The sequence below is a fragment of the Salmonella sp. SG203 genome (assembly GCF_013350575.1).
Classification (GTDB): Bacteria; Pseudomonadota; Gammaproteobacteria; order Enterobacterales; family Enterobacteriaceae; genus Salmonella; species Salmonella enterica.
The window spans coordinates 1-16,395 of record NZ_SNMT01000010.1; the positions used below are offsets into that span (position 1 = coordinate 1).

Below are 16,395 nucleotides of genomic sequence, written 5' to 3' on the forward strand. Positions count from 1 at the left end.
GCGCGGTGGTCCCACCTGACCCCATGCCGAACTCAGAAGTGAAACGCCGTAGCGCCGATGGTAGTGTGGGGTCTCCCCATGCGAGAGTAGGGAACTGCCAGGCATCAAATTTAGTGTGCTGATATGGCTCAGTTGGTAGAGCGCACCCTTGGTAAGGGTGAGGTCCCCAGTTCGACTCTGGGTATCAGCACCACTTAATACGGTTAAAGTTCGGTATTTGAAAAAGAATTTGTCTGGCGGCAGTAGCGCGGTGGTCCCACCTGACCCCATGCCGAACTCAGAAGTGAAACGCCGTAGCGCCGATGGTAGTGTGGGGTCTCCCCATGCGAGAGTAGGGAACTGCCAGACATCAAATAAAACAAAAGGCTCAGTCGAAAGACTGGGCCTTTTGTTTTATCTGTTGTTTGTCGGTGAGTAGTCTCCTGAGGAGGACAAATCCGCCGGGAGCGGATTTGAACGTTGCGCAGCAACGGCCCGTAGGGTGGCGGGCAGGACGCCCGCCATAAACTGCCAGACATCAAATAAAGCAAAGGGCCCAATCGAAAGACTGGGCCTTTTTGCATTTATCTCTCTATGGAAAAAGTTATCGGTTAATGGCGCCGACGCGTTTTAAACATCTTCGTAGAGTGGATAAAAACCGTTTTAGTCAACGTGATTTCCCGCCATATATCCGCCTGAACCATAGAATGTGAACCGTGCTGAAGTGGATGTACAAACGGCTTTTACTTACGCCTCTAATAAGCAATAGAGATATTCGCTGAGGACTAAGAATCTGGCCCATTAGGCTATTTTATTTGCCAGTTTGGCCCTGGGACAGTGCTCAAAATCCTCATGTATTACGTGTATGCTCCGGTTTTTATCCAGACTGTCTGCGATAATTACGCCTAATGACCACGCTCTAAGTCTTACTGTATAAAGCGTGTTTGTAATGCGGCTTACGATGCTATCAAGCTACAATTTTGTCTGCATCGGACAAGGAATAGAATAAATACCATCGGGATGGGCGAGTAAGAAAAGAGAGCGTTTTATCGTGTTAACTTTCGGGGGACAGGCTGAACAGATTACGTCGCTGAGTATCCTTACGACCTTTATATTATTACTGAAAGCGCGGCATTGCCGCGCCTGCATGTATCATTTAGAAAGCGCAATGATACCCATCGTCAACCCTGCTACCGCCGCAGCGCCGCCAGCAATAGCGCCTGCTGTCTCCCAGTTATCCTGCGTAGTACCTTTCATACATGTATTGGTATGAACCAGCCGCCCTTGATCGTCATAAACCGGTACGCAGGGAGAATCATGTGCACAACCTGCCAATAAGGTGGTAAGCAATGCAACTGGAATTAGTCTTTTCATGGTGTTACCTCATTAATCAGCGTTTCGCAAAGTACAGCAACGTAAATGCTGGCTCTAACCGCTGCGAAAACGAGAGTTATTTTACCACCACAGAAAAAATGGCTGACATGAGGAATCATCTCAATTCATGTGAATTGTAAAAACTATGGAGAATGCAGAGGTAAGCGGAGAGGGGGAATAGCGGAGATAAAAACGTACCGTTTAAAAAGGCGTCCGAAGACGCCTCTGTTTACCGGTTAATCATGATGGCGATTAAATCGGCGTTTTACAACAACGAAGAATACTGGCACGAAGAAGATAGCTAATAAGGTTGCGGTTAACATTCCCCCCATAACCCCTGTGCCTACTGCGTTCTGTGCCCCACTACCTGCGCCACGACTGATAACTAACGGCATTACCCCGAGAATAAAGGCCAGCGAGGTCATTAGAATAGGACGTAAACGCATACGGGATGCTTCCAGCGTCGCTTCAATCAATCCACGTCCTTCTTTTTCCATGAGATCTTTGGCGAACTCAACAATCAGGATGGCGTTTTTAGCAGAAAGGCCAATAGTGGTTAACAAGCCAACCTGGAAGTAAACGTCATTGTTCAGACCGCGCAATGACGCTGCAAGCAGAGCGCCAACCACGCCGAGCGGTACGACCAGCATTACCGAGAACGGAATTGACCAGCTTTCATACAGAGCGGCAAGGCAGAGGAAAACGACAATGAGTGAGATTGCGTACAGCGCCGGCGCCTGGTTACCTGACAACCGTTCCTGATACGACATACCTGTCCAGTCATAGCCAATACCGTTTGGCAGCTGTGAAGCCAGGTTTTCCATTAACGACATGGCTTCACCGGTACTTCGTCCGGGCGCTGCTTCACCGAGCAGTTCCATTGACGGCATCCCGTTATAGCGTTCCAGGCGTGGCGAACCATAAATCCACCGTGCTGAGCTAAAGGTAGAGAAGGGCACCATCTCGCCATTAGCGCTGCGAACATAAAGATTGTTGATATCTCCCGGCAGCATACGGAACTGAGCGTCAGCCTGAACGTATACTTTTTTCACTCGTCCGCGATCGATAAAGTCGTTAACGTAATAGCCGCCCAACGCCGCGGAGATGGTTTCGTTGATATCAGACAGCGAAACGCCGAGCGCCTGCGCTTTTTCTTGATCGACATCCAGCTTGAACTGTGGCGTGTCTTCCAGCCCGTTCGGGCGTACGCGCACTAATAGATCAGGATGCTTCGCGACCATACCCAAGAGTTGATTACGCGCTTTTGTTAACGCATCGTGACCGAGTCCTCCCTGATCAATCAGTTCAAAGTCGAAACCTGTCGCGGTACCTAACTCGACAATTGCCGGCATGTTGAAGGGGAACACCAACCCGTCGCGAATCTGGCTAAAGGCGCGTGTCGCTCTGGCGATAACGGCTTCGACGCTATTTTCTTCACCGTTACGCTCTTCCCAGGGTTTAAGGCTGACAAATGCCATCCCTGAGTTTTGTCCCTGACCGCTAAAGCTAAAGCCGTTTACGGTAAACACGCTTTCGACGTTCGCTTTTTCATTATTCAGGTAGTAATGAGTGACTTGATCCAGCACTTTCTGCGTACGTTCTTGCGTAGCGCCAGAGGGGAGCTGAATCATGGTCAGGAATACCCCCTGATCTTCTTCCGGCAGGAAGGATGTCGGGAGGCGTAAAAACAGAACCGCCATTCCGACTACAATAAGTAGATAGATAATGAGATAGCGACCCGTATTACGCACGATGCCGCTTACGCTGTTAGTATAGTGGTTAACGCTGTGGTCAAACCTGGTATTGAACCAGCCAAAGAAGCCGCTTTTTTTCTCGTGATGTTCAGCAGATACGGGTTTAAGCAGCGTAGCGCACAGCGCTGGCGTCAGAATCAACGCAACCAGAACGGATAGCGCCATTGCTGAAACAATAGTAATAGAGAACTGGCGATAAATTGCCCCGGTCGAGCCGCCAAAAAAGGCCATCGGGATAAATACCGCAGACAGTACCATCGCGATACCAACCAGCGCTCCCTGAATCTGCGACATGGATTTTTCCGTCGCCTCTCGGGGAGAAAGGTTATCCTCCATCATTACACGTTCAACGTTTTCTACGACCACTATCGCATCGTCAACCAACAGCCCTATCGCCAGTACCATACCAAACATCGTCAGAGTATTGATGGAATAGCCAAAGGCGGCGAGTACCGCAAAAGTGCCTAGCAACACGACAGGAACAGCGATGGTAGGAATCAGGGTTGCCCGGATATTCTGTAAGAACAGATACATTACCAGGAACACCAGAATAATTGCTTCAAACAGCGTTTTTACCACTTCGTGGATAGATATTTTTACGAAGGGCGTTGTGTCATAAGGATAAACCACCTTCATTCCCTGAGGGAAGAAAGGCTGCAGCTCCGCCAGTTTCGCTTTGATTGCGGTTGCGGTATCCAGCGCGTTAGCGCCGGTCGCCAGTTTAATACCGAGACCGGAGGCCGGTTTACCGTTAATGCGCGCTACAACATTATAGTTTTCACCGCCAAGCTCAATACGCGCGACATCTTTGAGATGGACGACAGAACCGTCGGTATTGACGCGCAACGTAACTTTGCCGAACTCTTCCGGATCTTTCAGACGCGTTTGGGCGATGATTGAGGCGTTAAGCTGCTGGCCCGGTAATGCTGGCGTGCCGCCCAGTTGGCCTGCCGCAATCTGGTCGTTCTGTACTTTTAACTGGTTGATGACGTCAACTGGCGTGAGCTGGTATTTATTTAGCAGATTCGCATCCAGCCAGATACGCATGGCGTACTGTGCGCCAAATAGCTGAACGTCGCCCACACCATTAAGACGGCTGATAGAATCCTTAATGTTAGAGGCGACATAGTCAGAGATGTCGTCCTGGGTAGTGTTCGGATTATCCGAGACGAACCCGGCGACCATCAAAAAGCTGCTGCTGGACTTTTCAACGCTAATCCCCTGCTGCTGGACTTCTTGCGGCAGTAAAGGCGTGGCGAGCTGCAATTTATTTTGCACCTGAACCTGCGCGATATCCGGATCGGTTCCGGACTGGAAGGTCAGGGTGATGGTCACGCTACCAGCAGAGTCGCTGGTAGAGGACATATACATCAGGTTATCGATACCGTTCATATTTTGTTCGATAACCTGAGTAACCGTATCCTGTACCGTCTGCGCATCCGCGCCAGGATAGGTTGCAGAAATAGAAACCGCTGGCGGCGCAATGGTTGGATACTGCGCAACGGGAAGTTGCATTATTGCCAGTGCGCCAGCCATCATCAGGATAATGGCCAGAACCCAGGCGAAAATAGGACGTCTAATAAAAAAGTTTGCCATGTACGGTTACCTTATTGCGCCGTTTTCGCTGCAGGAGCATCGGTAGTGGCTTTCACCTGGACGCCCGGTCGCGCTTTTTGTAAGCCGCTGACGATGACCTTATCGCCCGGTTTTAACCCTTCGCTGATGAGCCATTTATCGCCAATAGCCTGCGCCGCCACGACATTGCGGGCTTCGACCTGGCTTTTATCGTTAACCACCATCACCATTGCGTCGCCGCGCGGCGTGCGGGTCACGCCCTGCTGGGGGACAAGGATGGCATTGGGCTGGACGCCTTCATCAATGCGGGCGCGAACAAACATACCGGGAAGCAGACTGTGTTGCGGGTTAGGGAACACCGCCCTGAGCGTGATAGAGCCGGTGCTTTCATCTACGGTAACGTCGGAAAATTGCAGCGTGCCTTTAATCGGGTAGACCTGACCATTTTCCATTACCAGTTGAACCGTGCTACTGGCGCTGTCTTTATGCAGGTTACCTTGTTCGACGGATTGCTTGAGTCGCATAAAGTCGTTGCTTGATTGCGTCACGTCGACATAAATCGGATCGAGTTGTTGCACGGTAGCCAGTTCAGTTGACTGACCATTAGTCACCAGCGCGCCTTCAGTCACATTAGATTTTCCTATACGCCCGCTGATGGGTGAGGTGACTTTGGTATACGCAAGGTTAATACGCGCGCTTTCAACAGCGGCTTTTGCCGCCACAACGGCGGCATCGGCCTGGCGGGCGTCGGCAATCGCCTGATCATATTCCTGTTGGCTGATATATTTTGTGCCGACCAGTGGAACATAGCGTTTGACCGTCAGGTGCGCGATAGCCGCAGCCGCTTCGCTTTTAGCAAGTTCGCCTTTAGCGCTGTCATAATCGGCCTGATAGGTGGCAGGATCGATCTGATAAAGCGACTGCCCGGCCTCTACATCGCTACCTTCGGTGAAGTTTCTTTTAAGCACGATCCCGCTCACCTGGGGGCGAACCTCCGCAATGCGAAATGCGGACGTACGTCCGGGAAGTTCGGTCGTTACGGCTAGCGGCGCTGTTTCGACCACGTGGACGGTGACTTGCGGCTCGCCGGCATGAGCCTGGGTATCTCCCTGGTCATTACAACCGGCCAGCAGCGCAGCAGAGAATATGATGAATGAGGGCAGGAGTGAAAACCTGGCATGTTTCGTCATTACTGTTCCTTAAAAAACCGAAAGACCGGATAACGGTAAGGCGTTAACGCGCGAAAAATAGAATAGCAGTGGGGTATCCTACAAATTATTAGCTTGTGATGTAAGCAATACTTATTTTGGGATGGGGTTCACGGCACATAAAAGCAAAAAAAAAGAACTATTCCCTGTCGTTTCATAATGTCCCGATTAGTAAAATCATGATGTTGAATAACATAATTAGAAATATATATTTTATATGAATATGTTTTATTAATTTATTTGTTTTTATTATTGATTTGGCGATATTGTGCGAAATAAAAATAGCTGTCTCTCGTCTGACTAAAAAGGACATGGTAAAGTTGTTTTTTGTGCTGAGTATTTTATCAGCGTATTTATCGTTTTTATGGTCCAGGATATCTTAATTATGGCGAAGAAAACGAAGGCGGATGCGCTTAAAACGCGGCAACATTTGATTGAAACCGCTATTGCGCAGTTCGCTTTGCGCGGCGTTGCCAACACGACGTTGAATGATATCGCTGATGCCGCTGATGTCACGCGGGGCGCCATCTACTGGCACTTTGAGAATAAAACGCAGTTGTTTAATGAGGTTTGGTTACAGCAACCACCTTTACGCGAACTTATTCAGGATAGGCTTACGGGATGCTGGAATGATAATCCTTTACAGGATCTACGAGAGAAATTTATTGCAGCCTTACAATATATTGCGGCAGTGCCTCGTCAGCAGGCATTAATGCAGATTTTATATCATAAATGTGAATTCCATAATGGTATGATATCGGAACAGGCCATTCGGGAGAAGATGGGTTTCCATCATCAGTCGCTGCTTGAAGTATTACAGCGATGTATGGATAAAAAGCTGATCTCAGGCAGTCTTGATCTGGATGTCATATTAATTATTCTGCATGGTAGTTTTAGCGGAATAGTAAAGAACTGGTTAATGAATCCCACAAGTTATGATCTTTATAAGCAGGCGCCTGCATTAGTCGATAATGTATTAAAAATGCTAAGTCCGGATGGCAGTGTGAGGCAATTAATGCCAAATGAACAACAGGCGGAAGAAGCCTGAGATTATTTTGAGTTGATATTATATATTGACCTTGTGAATATATTGGCAGAGTCCCGAATATCGCGAGCAATTTCCTCTGCCGTACGCGGCTTGCCAAGCAGGAACCCCTGAAGCGTATGGCATCCTAACTGGGTCAAAAATTGTTGCTGCGTTTCATTTTCTACCCCTTCTGCCACAATTTGCAGATTTAACGCTTTCGCCAGCGCGACAATAGCCGCAACAATGGTCGCGCCGTCGCCTGCCTCGCTGAGTTCATGTACGAAAGCGCGATCAATTTTTAGTTCGCACGCCGGAAGACGTTTCAGATAGAGAAGGCTGGAATAACCGGTGCCAAAGTCGTCAATAGAGGCCTTAACCCCCATTTCCGTTAATCTGGTGAGTATAGCGACGCTTTGCTCTGGCTTGTTCATCGCCGTGGTTTCGGTGATTTCCAGAATCAATAAATCGGGACGGATACTGTGTCGGGCCAGGCTCCGCGTAATGGTGTCCACAAGCCCGGGCTGCTCAAATTGTAAGGCGGACAGATTTACCGCCACTGACCATAAGGCGTATCCCTGTAAGTGCCACTCGCGGAGCTGTCGACACGCCTCGTCTATCACCCAGCTACCGATAGTGACGATAAGACCCGTTTTTTCCGCCAGCGGTAAAAACTGGTCAGGATTCAGTACGCCTTGTTTTGGATGATACCAGCGCAACAGGGCCTCAAATCCTACAATGGGGCCGGCAGGGGCCTGAAATTTAGGCTGATACACCAGCCTGAGCTCTTGTCTTTCCAGCGCCAGCCACAGGTCATTCATTAGCTGAAGTTGGGTTTGCGCCAGCATATTCATTGATGGCTGAAAGAAATGGTATCCGTTACGCCCCGTATGTTTCGTGTGGTACATTGCGGCATCGGCGTTGAACATCAGTTCCCGTTCGTTTTTTCCGTCCAGCGGATAGAGCGCTATTCCCACGCTAAGTGTGACGACCAGTTCGTACAGATCTATTGTAAAGGGCGCATCTATCGAATGTACCAGCGCGCTGGCAAGGGAAGCCGCTTCGTCAGGCGCGCTGACTTCTGCAAGCAGCACAAATTCGTCGCCGCCAATCCGCGCCAGGGTAAACTGACCGCTCAGCGGTTGGTTCAGACGATGCGTGACCGCCACCAGTAGCTTATCGCCGATATCATGACCATAAGCGTCATTAACGGTTTTAAAGCCATCCAGATCCATAAACAGTAGCGCGAAAGACGTGTTTTCCCGATTCGCTTTGCTGATGGCCTGTTCCAGACGATCCTCAAGGAGTACCCGGTTTGGTAAACGGGTGAGCGTATCATGCAGCGCCAGCTGCGCCAGTTCCTGGTTCGCCTGCGCCAGCGAAGAGGCAAGTAGTGTGGTACGGGCCTGAAGCCGGGCGTCAAATAAAGAAACCAGCAGAGTAATGCCCAGGATAGTCAGCGCGACCACGCTGACAAGAACAGCCAGCCAGTTGCTATCGACGCCACGATGCTCCATCGGCCAGTTTTGGGGAAAGTGTGCGGCCTTCATGCCGGCGTAATGCATGCCGGCGATAGCTATCCCCATTAATACCGCGGCGCCTGCTCGCCTCAGGGCGACATCTGTTCCCTCATGACGCAGGCGGAACGTGAGCCACAGCGCGCCGCAGGACGCCAGTAGCGCGATAATGATAGAGAGGGCAACCCACGCGCTATTCCAGACGATAATGGAAGCAAATGGCAGCGCCGCCATCCCGGTATAATGCATTGCGCTGATGCCCAGCCCCATCACCAGCGCGCCCGGCAGTAAACGGCGCAGGCGTAGTTTTTCAGCGCTAACCAGCCATAGCGCAAACAGGGAGGAGCCGATCGCGATCAGCATGGAGAGGCCGGTGAGGAACGGATCGAAGCGCATGTTCATCGCGTGATCCATCGCCAGCATCCCGACAAAATGCATCGCCCAAATACCGACGCCCAGCGCGAAGCCGCCGCCCATTAGCCATATTCTGGCGTTTGATCGGGCGCTTCCGGCTACGCGTCCGGCCATATTTAATGCGGTATAGGACGCAAAAATAGCGACAGCAAATGAAACCGCCACAAGGATGTGGTTGTACTCACTAACCGGCATGTATCATTAGCTCATTGGTTATGCAGGAAAAGAACAGGACGAGACAGTATCACCCCTTCTTTTATCCTCAACGTGTTTTAATTCCCTTTTTTTATAAGGGATAAAAGAAATCCGGGTGATAAATAATCATAGGTTAAATCGCCCGGTTCGCTACTCCAGATCGGTACAATTGATCAATTTGAGAGGGTTAACCGAATCCATGTTTCGGCACTTATCCTGTTCAGTTGCCATCAATTCGATCCATTGCATCAAAAGCGCATCAAAAAGAAAAACGGAGACGGCAAAAACAACCAGCCACCAATACTTACGTATCATCGTCAAATCCTGTGTATTCATGCCCATGCGTGCTGGGAATATACATGAAATTTTGACGCTGAAAAGCGGACTTACAATGCTTTTACTTCTCTGAAGATAGCGCGTTTATCCCGACATTTCGCTGCTTTTTGGACAGGTTTTGTGTTTTTCTCTTTTTGACTTTTGCAAGTTCATTTTCTGAATAATGCGAAGTGACGCTCAATCTTCTGAGCCCCATTTTTACGTACTCATTATTGAGTTCAATACCGATAAACTTACGACCTGACGCCGCTGCGACAGCGCCTGTGGTGAAACTGCCCGCGAAAGGGTCCAATACGGTATCGCTCGGGTTAGAAGAGGCCAGTATGATCCGTTTTAACAGCGCGCTGGGCTTTTGCGTAGGATGGTTTTCATATTCATCCATCAGATAACGTACGCGAGGAAATGACCAGACGTTGCCCGGCACTTTTTTCTGATTGTATGGTTGGGGCGGGTTTTTTCGATAATCGATTAGCGCGCGCTTAGCGCCCGTAGTGGTTTCGACCAGAATCGCGTCACGGTTAAAGGTATAGCTTTTCGGGTTTTTTACCATCATCAGGATCGGTTCATACATAGAACCAAAGTATTTTTTCGCCTGCACCCCGGAACTATCATAGGACCAGACGATACGGCTTTTGATGGTAAAAAGCGTTCGGCATTTGAGATCGATATACGGCATATTTTCTGTGCTATTCATGATGTACATGGTGCCGTGTTTCTTCAGTACGCGGTGGCACTCATCAATGCATTCATACAGCCAGGCCAGAAAAGACGCTTCGTCCCAGGATTCCACCATACCGTCGAAATCTTTTCCGATATTGTAAGGCGGATCGGCAAAAATTAAGTCAATGCTTTCAGAAGGCAGTTTTTTAAGTTCTGTTAGCGCGTCACCGTGAATAATCTTCTTCGATTCATCGCCAAAGTACTGAGGTTCACATTCCGCTTTCATGACCAAATTCCATGTGATGCGTATAAAAAAGGCGCTTCCCCATGCCGAGTAGCGCCTTTTTAAACAAGCAGTTAGCTAATCGAAATTAGTTCATGCCGTATTTTTTTAATTTTTTACGCAGCGTACCACGGTTGATGCCCATCATCAGAGCAGCACGGGTCTGGTTACCACGGGTGTATTGCATCACCATGTCCAACAGGGGCTGTTCTACTTCAGCCAGTACCAGCTCATACAGGTCATTAACGTCCTGACCATTCAGTTGAGCAAAATAGTTCTTCAGTGCCTGTTTAACCGAGTCACGCAGGGGTTTTTGGGTTACCTGATCCTGAGAGTTAACGGTAGAAACGGTCAGTACGTCAGAATTTACGCGTTGTTCGAACATAGTTCTGTCAGCTCTTTATTTCTGTTTACGCAAAATTTTCGAAGTATGCCTCCAACGCCTCCAGCTGTTCGCTGGCGTCCTCAATAGCGTTGAATGTGCGCCGAAACTGGTCGTCTGGAGCGTGCTCCTGGAGATACCAGGAGACGTGTTTACGCGCGATTCGGTACCCTTTTGCCTGACCGTAAAAGTCATGCAGTTCCCGAACATGCGTGCAAAGCAAGCGCTTTACCTCTGCCAACGGCAGCGGCGGAAGCAGCTCCCCAGTGTCCAGATAATGCTGGATTTCCCGAAAGATCCAGGGTCTTCCCTGAGCTGCGCGGCCTATCATCAGGGCATCCGCCCCTGTATAGTCGAGAACAGCTCTGGCTTTATGCGGGTTAGTAATGTCGCCATTCGCGATAATCGGAATGGAAACTTTCTGCTTAACTGCCCGAATACTGTCGTATTCAGCTTCTCCGTTGAACAAACAGGCGCGGGTGCGGCCATGGATGCTCAGAGCCTGAATACCACAATCTTCAGCCAGTTGGGCAATCTCTACGCAGTTACGGTGTTCCGGCGCCCAGCCGGTGCGAATCTTGAGAGTCACAGGAACGTCCACTGCGTTTACGACCCCGATGAGTATAGACTTCACTAAATCCGGGTACTGCAAGAGGGCTGAACCTGCCAGCTTACGATTCACTTTCTTCGCCGGGCACCCCATATTGATATCAATAATCTGGGCGCCGCTTTCCACGTTAATACGTGCGGCATCGGCCATCTCAACAGGATCGCTACCGGCAATTTGCACCGTGCGAATTCCTGGCTCATCAACGTGCACCATCCGTAAACGAGATTTATCGCTTTCCCACACTTGCGGGTTAGAAGACATCATCTCGGATACTGTCAATCCTGCTCCCATCTCATAGCACAGCGTCCGGAAAGGTCTGTCAGTAATGCCAGCCATGGGCGCTGCGATCAGGCGATTTCTGAGCTGATATTGTCCGATGCGCATGAGTTAAGAAATGACCATACTGTGACTGCAAGGCGGCGTATATTACGCATTTTTTGCACGAGATGAAAGGCCAAACTTTGAACAATCCACTGTTGTAGATCAATGAATCGTGCTTAAAAACAGCAAAATAAATTTATAATTCAGTAAAATCATAGGGTTATTTGTTGTCGGCGGTTTTGTACGCGCTTACAAATTCCCGTAACTTCTCTCTATTTCTTCGACCAGAAACAAGATAAGCGGAATAATCTGCTTTTTTTATAAGCTAATTACCCCAAATGAATGGGATCGCCGTCTCGTTTCAGGACAAGATCACTTCCCGCTGCGCGTGACTTTTCTCCGTTGCCAGTCGGAAGGGGGCGCGCAGATGCGCTTTTGTGTTCATGAATGGCACGGATAAATTTTTCCAGCTGCGTTGAAGAGAGGGTTAGCGGATGCTGCAGAACAACCCGGACAGCATTTACTAAGCACGAGGACGATGGCTGCGATCCGTTAAAACGCCAGTACCTTTTGTCCGCTGGTAGCAGCTGTTTATCCAGACGGATAGTGACAAAGAAGTTATTTCAGGCATTCATTTGATGAATTTAATGATGTCTCGGTGACAGAAAGGTGTTAAGGCAGTTGTGTGGAGAAAAGCGTGGCCGGGCGACCACGCTGACAAGAATTATTTTTTACGGCCAGTAATGCGGCACCATTCTTCTTTTTCGACGACCGGGTCGAGAGTGAAAAGCTCGGCGTAAGCATCGCAGACGCTTTCCGCCTGGCTGGCGAGAATACCTGAAAGCCCCAGCAGACCGCCCTCAACGGGCAGTACGCTGATTAACGGGGCCAGTTCGCGTAATGGGCCTGCCAGGATGTTAGCGACGACCACGTCGGCTTTCATGGCTTCTGGCTGGTCTTTCGGCAGGTACAGCTCCAGCCGGTCAGAAACGCCGTTGCGTTCGGCATTATCGCGACTGGCCTGAATAGCTTGCGGATCGATATCAATACCAATCGCCTTTGCCGCTCCCAGCTTCAGCGCGGCAATCGCCAGAATGCCTGAACCGCAGCCAAAGTCGATCACGGTTTTGCCGTTGAGATCGAGCCCGTCCAGCCATTGCAGACATAAAGAGGTGGTGGGGTGCGTACCCGTACCGAACGCCAGTCCCGGGTCGAGCATCACGTTGACGGCATTCTCGTCCGGAATGTCACGCCAGCTGGGACAAATCCACAGACGCTCGCCAAAACGCATCGGATGGAAATTATCCATCCATTCGCGTTCCCAGTCTTTATCTTCCAGTTGTTCGATTTTATGGGCAAATCCGGCACCCAGCAGCGGATGTTGCTCCAGAATCGCGACAACGTCTTTCATGTCGGTTTCGGCGTCGAACAGACCGATCACATCGGTATCGCCCCACAGACGGGTTTCGCCCGGCAACGGCTCAAAAACCGGCGTATCGTGCGTATCCTGAAAGGTAATGGAAACGGCGCCCGCTTCCATCAGCGCATCACTCAGCTCTTCAGCATTCGCGCCGGTGGTATTCAGTTTCAATTGGATCCATGGCATGGCAAAACTCTTTATTTATCAGTAGACAATACGGTGGCTTGCGAAGCGGAAGAGCCGAATCGGTTTCCGATCAAAAAAGCCAATAAACTTAACAGTAACGCGGGCACAATCGGATGAAAGCCCAGGTACTGAATATTAAATGTGGCAAGCAGGGCATATAGCACGCCGCCCACGATCATGGCGCTTAATGCGCCTGCCGCGTTTGCCCGCTCCCAGTAAAGGCCCAGTACCAGCGGCCATAAGAACACCGCTTCCAGGCCGCCAAACGCCAGCAGGTTGAGCCAAATGATCATCTCTGGCGGTTTCCACGCGGCCAGCAGCAACAGCGCGCCTAGCAGTAATGTAATCGCTGCCGACATACGCTTCAGCCGGATCTCATTTTGCATCTGATCGGGGCGCAGGTTGAGATAGAGATCTTTAATGATCGTCGCGGAACTTTGCAGCAGTTGGGCGTTAATTGTTGACATGATCGCCGCCATTGGCGCAGCGAGGAAGATCCCGGCGGCAAACGGCGGCAAAACTTTCACCATTAGCGTTGGGATCACCAGATCCGGCACCGTCAGATCCGGAAGCACCGCGCGACCCAGCGCGCCGGCAAGGTGCATCCCGAACATTAAAATCGCCACGACAATCGTACCGATAATAATGCCCCGGTGTACCGCTTTACTGTCTTTATAGGAGATGCAGCGCACCGCCGTATGCGGCAGGCCAATCACACCAAAACAGACCAGTACCCAAAAAGAGGTCATAAAGGCGGGAGAAAGTATGTCATCGGCGCCCTGCGGCGTTACCAGTTTGGGGTCGAGAGCGTGCAGCGTGTCAACGGCCTGATTTAGACCGCCCGCCGCATGGATCACGCCCACCAGCAGCACTATCGTGCCGACCAGCATCACCAGGCCCTGTAGCGTATCGTTAAGTACGCTGGCGCGAAAGCCGCCAAACGCCGTATAGAGTGCGATACTGACGCCAAATATTAGCAGGCCGGTTTCGTAGGGAATCCCCGCCGCGGTTTCCAGCAGTCGCGCGCCGCCGATAAATTGTACGGTCATTGCGCCAATAAACGCGACCAATAAACTCAGGCTTGCCAACCACACCAGCAGGCGGCTTTGGTAACGAGCGAATAGCATATCGTTAAGCGTGACGGCATTATAGCGACGCGCCAGGATAGCGAATTTTTTACCCAGAATACCCAGTGAAAGCCAGACGGCGGGAAGCTGGATCATCGCCAGCAAGACCCAGCCCAGACCGTATTTATAAGCCGCGCCGGGACCGCCGATAAATGAACTGGCGCTAATATAGGTGGCGGTAAGCGTCATCGCGAGCACGATCCCGCCCATCGAACGGCTGCCAAGAAAATATTCGTTTAAAAAGGTGCCGGCGGTACGCTTGCGCATAGCGTAAATCGAGACCCCGAAGACCACGACCAGATAGGCTACCAGCGGTAGAATGACCTCAAGCTGCATCGTCATCCTCCAGCGGAATATCGCGATAAATGAATTTCACCATCGCCCAGCACAGCAAAATAAAGACCAGCGGCGTCAATAAGCAGGCCATCTCGAACCAGTGCGGCAGACCGGTAATTCCCGGAGAGTCTCCAGGTAAGTAAGCAGCCACTAACCATGCCGCCAGATAGCAAAGGGTCAGCCACAGCGCCCAGCGCGCCTCTTTATGGGCCTGAACAAAACGAGCGTCCATTTTTTGTCCCTTATGGGTGAAGAAAGCGGGAATTGTACATGATGGGGCATCGCTATCCCCAGAAATAAAAAAGGCCGGATTCACCGGCCTTTTGAGATTAACGTGCGATTACTTTTCCTGAAGACCGAGTTTTTTCTCCAGATAGTGGATGTTGGTTCCACCGTGCTGGAAGTGCTCGTCATTCATGATGCGGGTCTGCAGATCGATATTGGTTTTGATACCATCGATAATCAGTTCCTGCAGGGCATTTTTCATACGGGCAATCGCCACGTCGCGGTTTTCACCGTAGCAGATGAGTTTGCCGATCATGGAATCATAGTACGGCGGCACCGTGTAGCCCGCGTAGATATGGGATTCCCAACGAACGCCAAAGCCGCCAGGCGCATGGAAGCGCGTGATTTTGCCTGGGCTTGGCAGGAAGGTGTTCGGATCTTCGGCATTGATACGGCATTCTACCGCATGGCCTCGAACGACAACTTCGTCCTGTGTGATCGACAGCGGCTGACCCGCCGCGATGCGCAACTGCTCTTTGATCAAATCGACGCCGGTAATCATTTCAGTCACCGGGTGTTCAACCTGAATACGGGTGTTCATTTCGATGAAATAGAACTCGCCGTTTTCGAACAGGAATTCGAACGTCCCTGCGCCGCGATAGCCGATGTCTACGCACGCTTTCGCGCAGCGTTCGCCGATATAGCGACGCAGTTCCGGCGTAATGCCTGGCGCCGGGGCTTCTTCAACCACTTTCTGGTGGCGACGCTGCATGGAACAGTCGCGTTCCGCCAGATAGATAGCGTTGCCCTGGCCGTCCGCCAGCACCTGAATTTCGATGTGGCGTGGATTTTCCAGGTATTTTTCCATGTATACCATGTCGTTGCTGAAAGCCGCTTTCGCTTCCGCTTTGGTCATGGAGATGGACTGCGCCAGTTCAGCATCGCTACGAACCACGCGCATACCGCGGCCGCCGCCGCCGCCGGACGCTTTGATGATCACCGGATAGCCAATACGTTTGGCATGAGCGCGGTTCGCATTCATATCGTCGCCCAGCGGGCCGTCAGATCCTGGTACGGTCGGCACGCCCGCTTTTTTCATCGCGGTAATCGCGGACACTTTATCGCCCATCAGGCGGATGGTGTCCGCTTTCGGGCCGATAAAGATAAAGCCGGAGCGTTCAACCTGCTCGGCAAAATTGGCGTTCTCAGAAAGGAAGCCGTAACCCGGGTGGATTGCCACCGCGCCGGTGATTTCAGCGGCGCTGATGATAGCCGGGATGTTCAGATAACTTTTTACGGACGGTGCCGGGCCAATACAGACCGTCTCATCCGCCAGCAATACGTGTTTTAAATCGCGATCCGCGCTTGAGTGCACAGCGACGGTCTTGATGCCGAGTTCTTTACAGGCTCGAAGAATACGTAGTGCGATCTCGCCGCGGTTGGCGATGACAATTTTATCCAACATGTTC

Annotated in this window: 14 protein-coding genes, 1 tRNA gene and 2 rRNA genes; 4 read left to right on the forward strand and 13 right to left on the reverse strand. The window is 50.8% G+C overall.

The window, feature by feature from the left end; translation table 11 throughout:
* The 3 genes from rrf (HV477_RS15135) to rrf (HV477_RS15145) form a co-directional block, all read left to right on the forward strand.
* Window positions 1-103: ribosomal RNA gene (rrf, locus tag HV477_RS15135) — 5S ribosomal RNA — on the forward strand; the annotation flags it as partial.
* Between the two features lie 14 nt (window positions 104-117).
* A tRNA-Thr gene (locus HV477_RS15140) sits at window positions 118-193 on the forward strand.
* A 39-nt stretch (window positions 194-232) separates the two neighbouring features.
* Window positions 233-348: ribosomal RNA gene (gene rrf, locus HV477_RS15145) — 5S ribosomal RNA — on the forward strand.
* A 783-nt stretch (window positions 349-1,131) separates the two neighbouring features.
* Here the strand turns inward: rrf (HV477_RS15145) and HV477_RS15150 are convergent.
* From HV477_RS15150 to HV477_RS15160, 3 genes are all read right to left on the reverse strand, one after another.
* A complete protein-coding gene (locus HV477_RS15150; protein WP_000825645.1) occupies window positions 1,132-1,353 on the reverse strand; it encodes a membrane protein in 222 nt (73 codons plus the stop codon).
* A gap of 236 nt (window positions 1,354-1,589) precedes the next feature.
* Complete coding sequence (locus HV477_RS15155; protein WP_001273283.1) at window positions 1,590-4,703, reverse strand: efflux RND transporter permease subunit; 3,114 nt, start codon at window positions 4,701-4,703, stop codon at window positions 1,590-1,592.
* A gap of 11 nt (window positions 4,704-4,714) precedes the next feature.
* Window positions 4,715-5,872, reverse strand: coding sequence for an efflux RND transporter periplasmic adaptor subunit (locus HV477_RS15160; protein ID WP_000160383.1), 1,158 nt, complete (start codon window positions 5,870-5,872; stop codon window positions 4,715-4,717).
* 403 nt (window positions 5,873-6,275) lie between these two features.
* Here HV477_RS15160 and envR point away from each other — a divergent pair, with 403 nt between their 5' ends.
* Window positions 6,276-6,938 carry an acrEF/envCD operon transcriptional regulator gene (gene envR / locus HV477_RS15165; protein WP_001085725.1) on the forward strand — a complete coding sequence of 221 codons (663 nt, stop codon included), beginning with the start codon at window positions 6,276-6,278 and terminating at the stop codon, window positions 6,936-6,938.
* A 2-nt stretch (window positions 6,939-6,940) separates the two neighbouring features.
* Here the strand turns inward: envR and HV477_RS15170 are convergent, their stop codons facing one another.
* The 10 genes from HV477_RS15170 to accC form a co-directional block, all read right to left on the reverse strand.
* Window positions 6,941-9,040 carry a bifunctional diguanylate cyclase/phosphodiesterase gene (locus HV477_RS15170; RefSeq protein ID WP_079899344.1) on the reverse strand — a complete coding sequence of 700 codons (2,100 nt, stop codon included), beginning with the start codon at window positions 9,038-9,040 and terminating at the stop codon, window positions 6,941-6,943.
* 150 nt (window positions 9,041-9,190) lie between these two features.
* Entirely contained in the window at window positions 9,191-9,355 is a 165-nt protein-coding gene (locus HV477_RS15175) for a DUF2556 family protein (RefSeq protein ID WP_000620015.1), read from the reverse strand.
* 82 nt (window positions 9,356-9,437) lie between these two features.
* Complete coding sequence (gene yhdJ, locus HV477_RS15180) at window positions 9,438-10,322, reverse strand: adenine-specific DNA-methyltransferase (protein WP_000642611.1); 885 nt, start codon at window positions 10,320-10,322, stop codon at window positions 9,438-9,440.
* Window positions 10,323-10,407: 85 nt separating this feature from the next.
* The gene (fis, locus tag HV477_RS15185; RefSeq protein ID WP_000462905.1) at window positions 10,408-10,704 is read right to left on the reverse strand and encodes a DNA-binding transcriptional regulator Fis; all 297 of its coding nucleotides are present in this window, start codon (window positions 10,702-10,704) and stop codon (window positions 10,408-10,410) included.
* A gap of 25 nt (window positions 10,705-10,729) precedes the next feature.
* On the reverse strand, window positions 10,730-11,695 hold the full coding sequence (gene dusB / locus HV477_RS15190; protein ID WP_079798596.1) for a tRNA dihydrouridine synthase DusB: 966 nt from the start codon (window positions 11,693-11,695) through the stop codon (window positions 10,730-10,732).
* Window positions 11,696-11,961: 266 nt separating this feature from the next.
* A complete protein-coding gene (locus HV477_RS15195; RefSeq protein ID WP_306292755.1) occupies window positions 11,962-12,237 on the reverse strand; it encodes a carbonic anhydrase family protein in 276 nt (91 codons plus the stop codon).
* Between the two features lie 119 nt (window positions 12,238-12,356).
* Window positions 12,357-13,238: a 50S ribosomal protein L11 methyltransferase gene (prmA, locus tag HV477_RS15200; protein WP_001145849.1), complete on the reverse strand. Its 882-nt coding sequence runs from the start codon at window positions 13,236-13,238 to the stop codon at window positions 12,357-12,359.
* Window positions 13,239-13,249: 11 nt separating this feature from the next.
* Window positions 13,250-14,701 (reverse strand): sodium/pantothenate symporter, encoded by a 1,452-nt coding sequence (panF, locus tag HV477_RS15205; protein WP_001175739.1) that lies wholly within the window; start codon window positions 14,699-14,701, stop codon window positions 13,250-13,252.
* Window positions 14,691-14,933 (reverse strand): YhdT family protein, encoded by a 243-nt coding sequence (locus tag HV477_RS15210; RefSeq protein ID WP_000340016.1) that lies wholly within the window; start codon window positions 14,931-14,933, stop codon window positions 14,691-14,693. Before HV477_RS15210 ends, panF begins: the two co-directional genes overlap by 11 nt.
* A gap of 108 nt (window positions 14,934-15,041) precedes the next feature.
* Window positions 15,042-16,391, reverse strand: coding sequence for an acetyl-CoA carboxylase biotin carboxylase subunit (gene accC / locus HV477_RS15215; RefSeq protein WP_000884627.1), 1,350 nt, complete (start codon window positions 16,389-16,391; stop codon window positions 15,042-15,044).
* Between the last annotated feature and the right edge of the window lie 4 nt (window positions 16,392-16,395).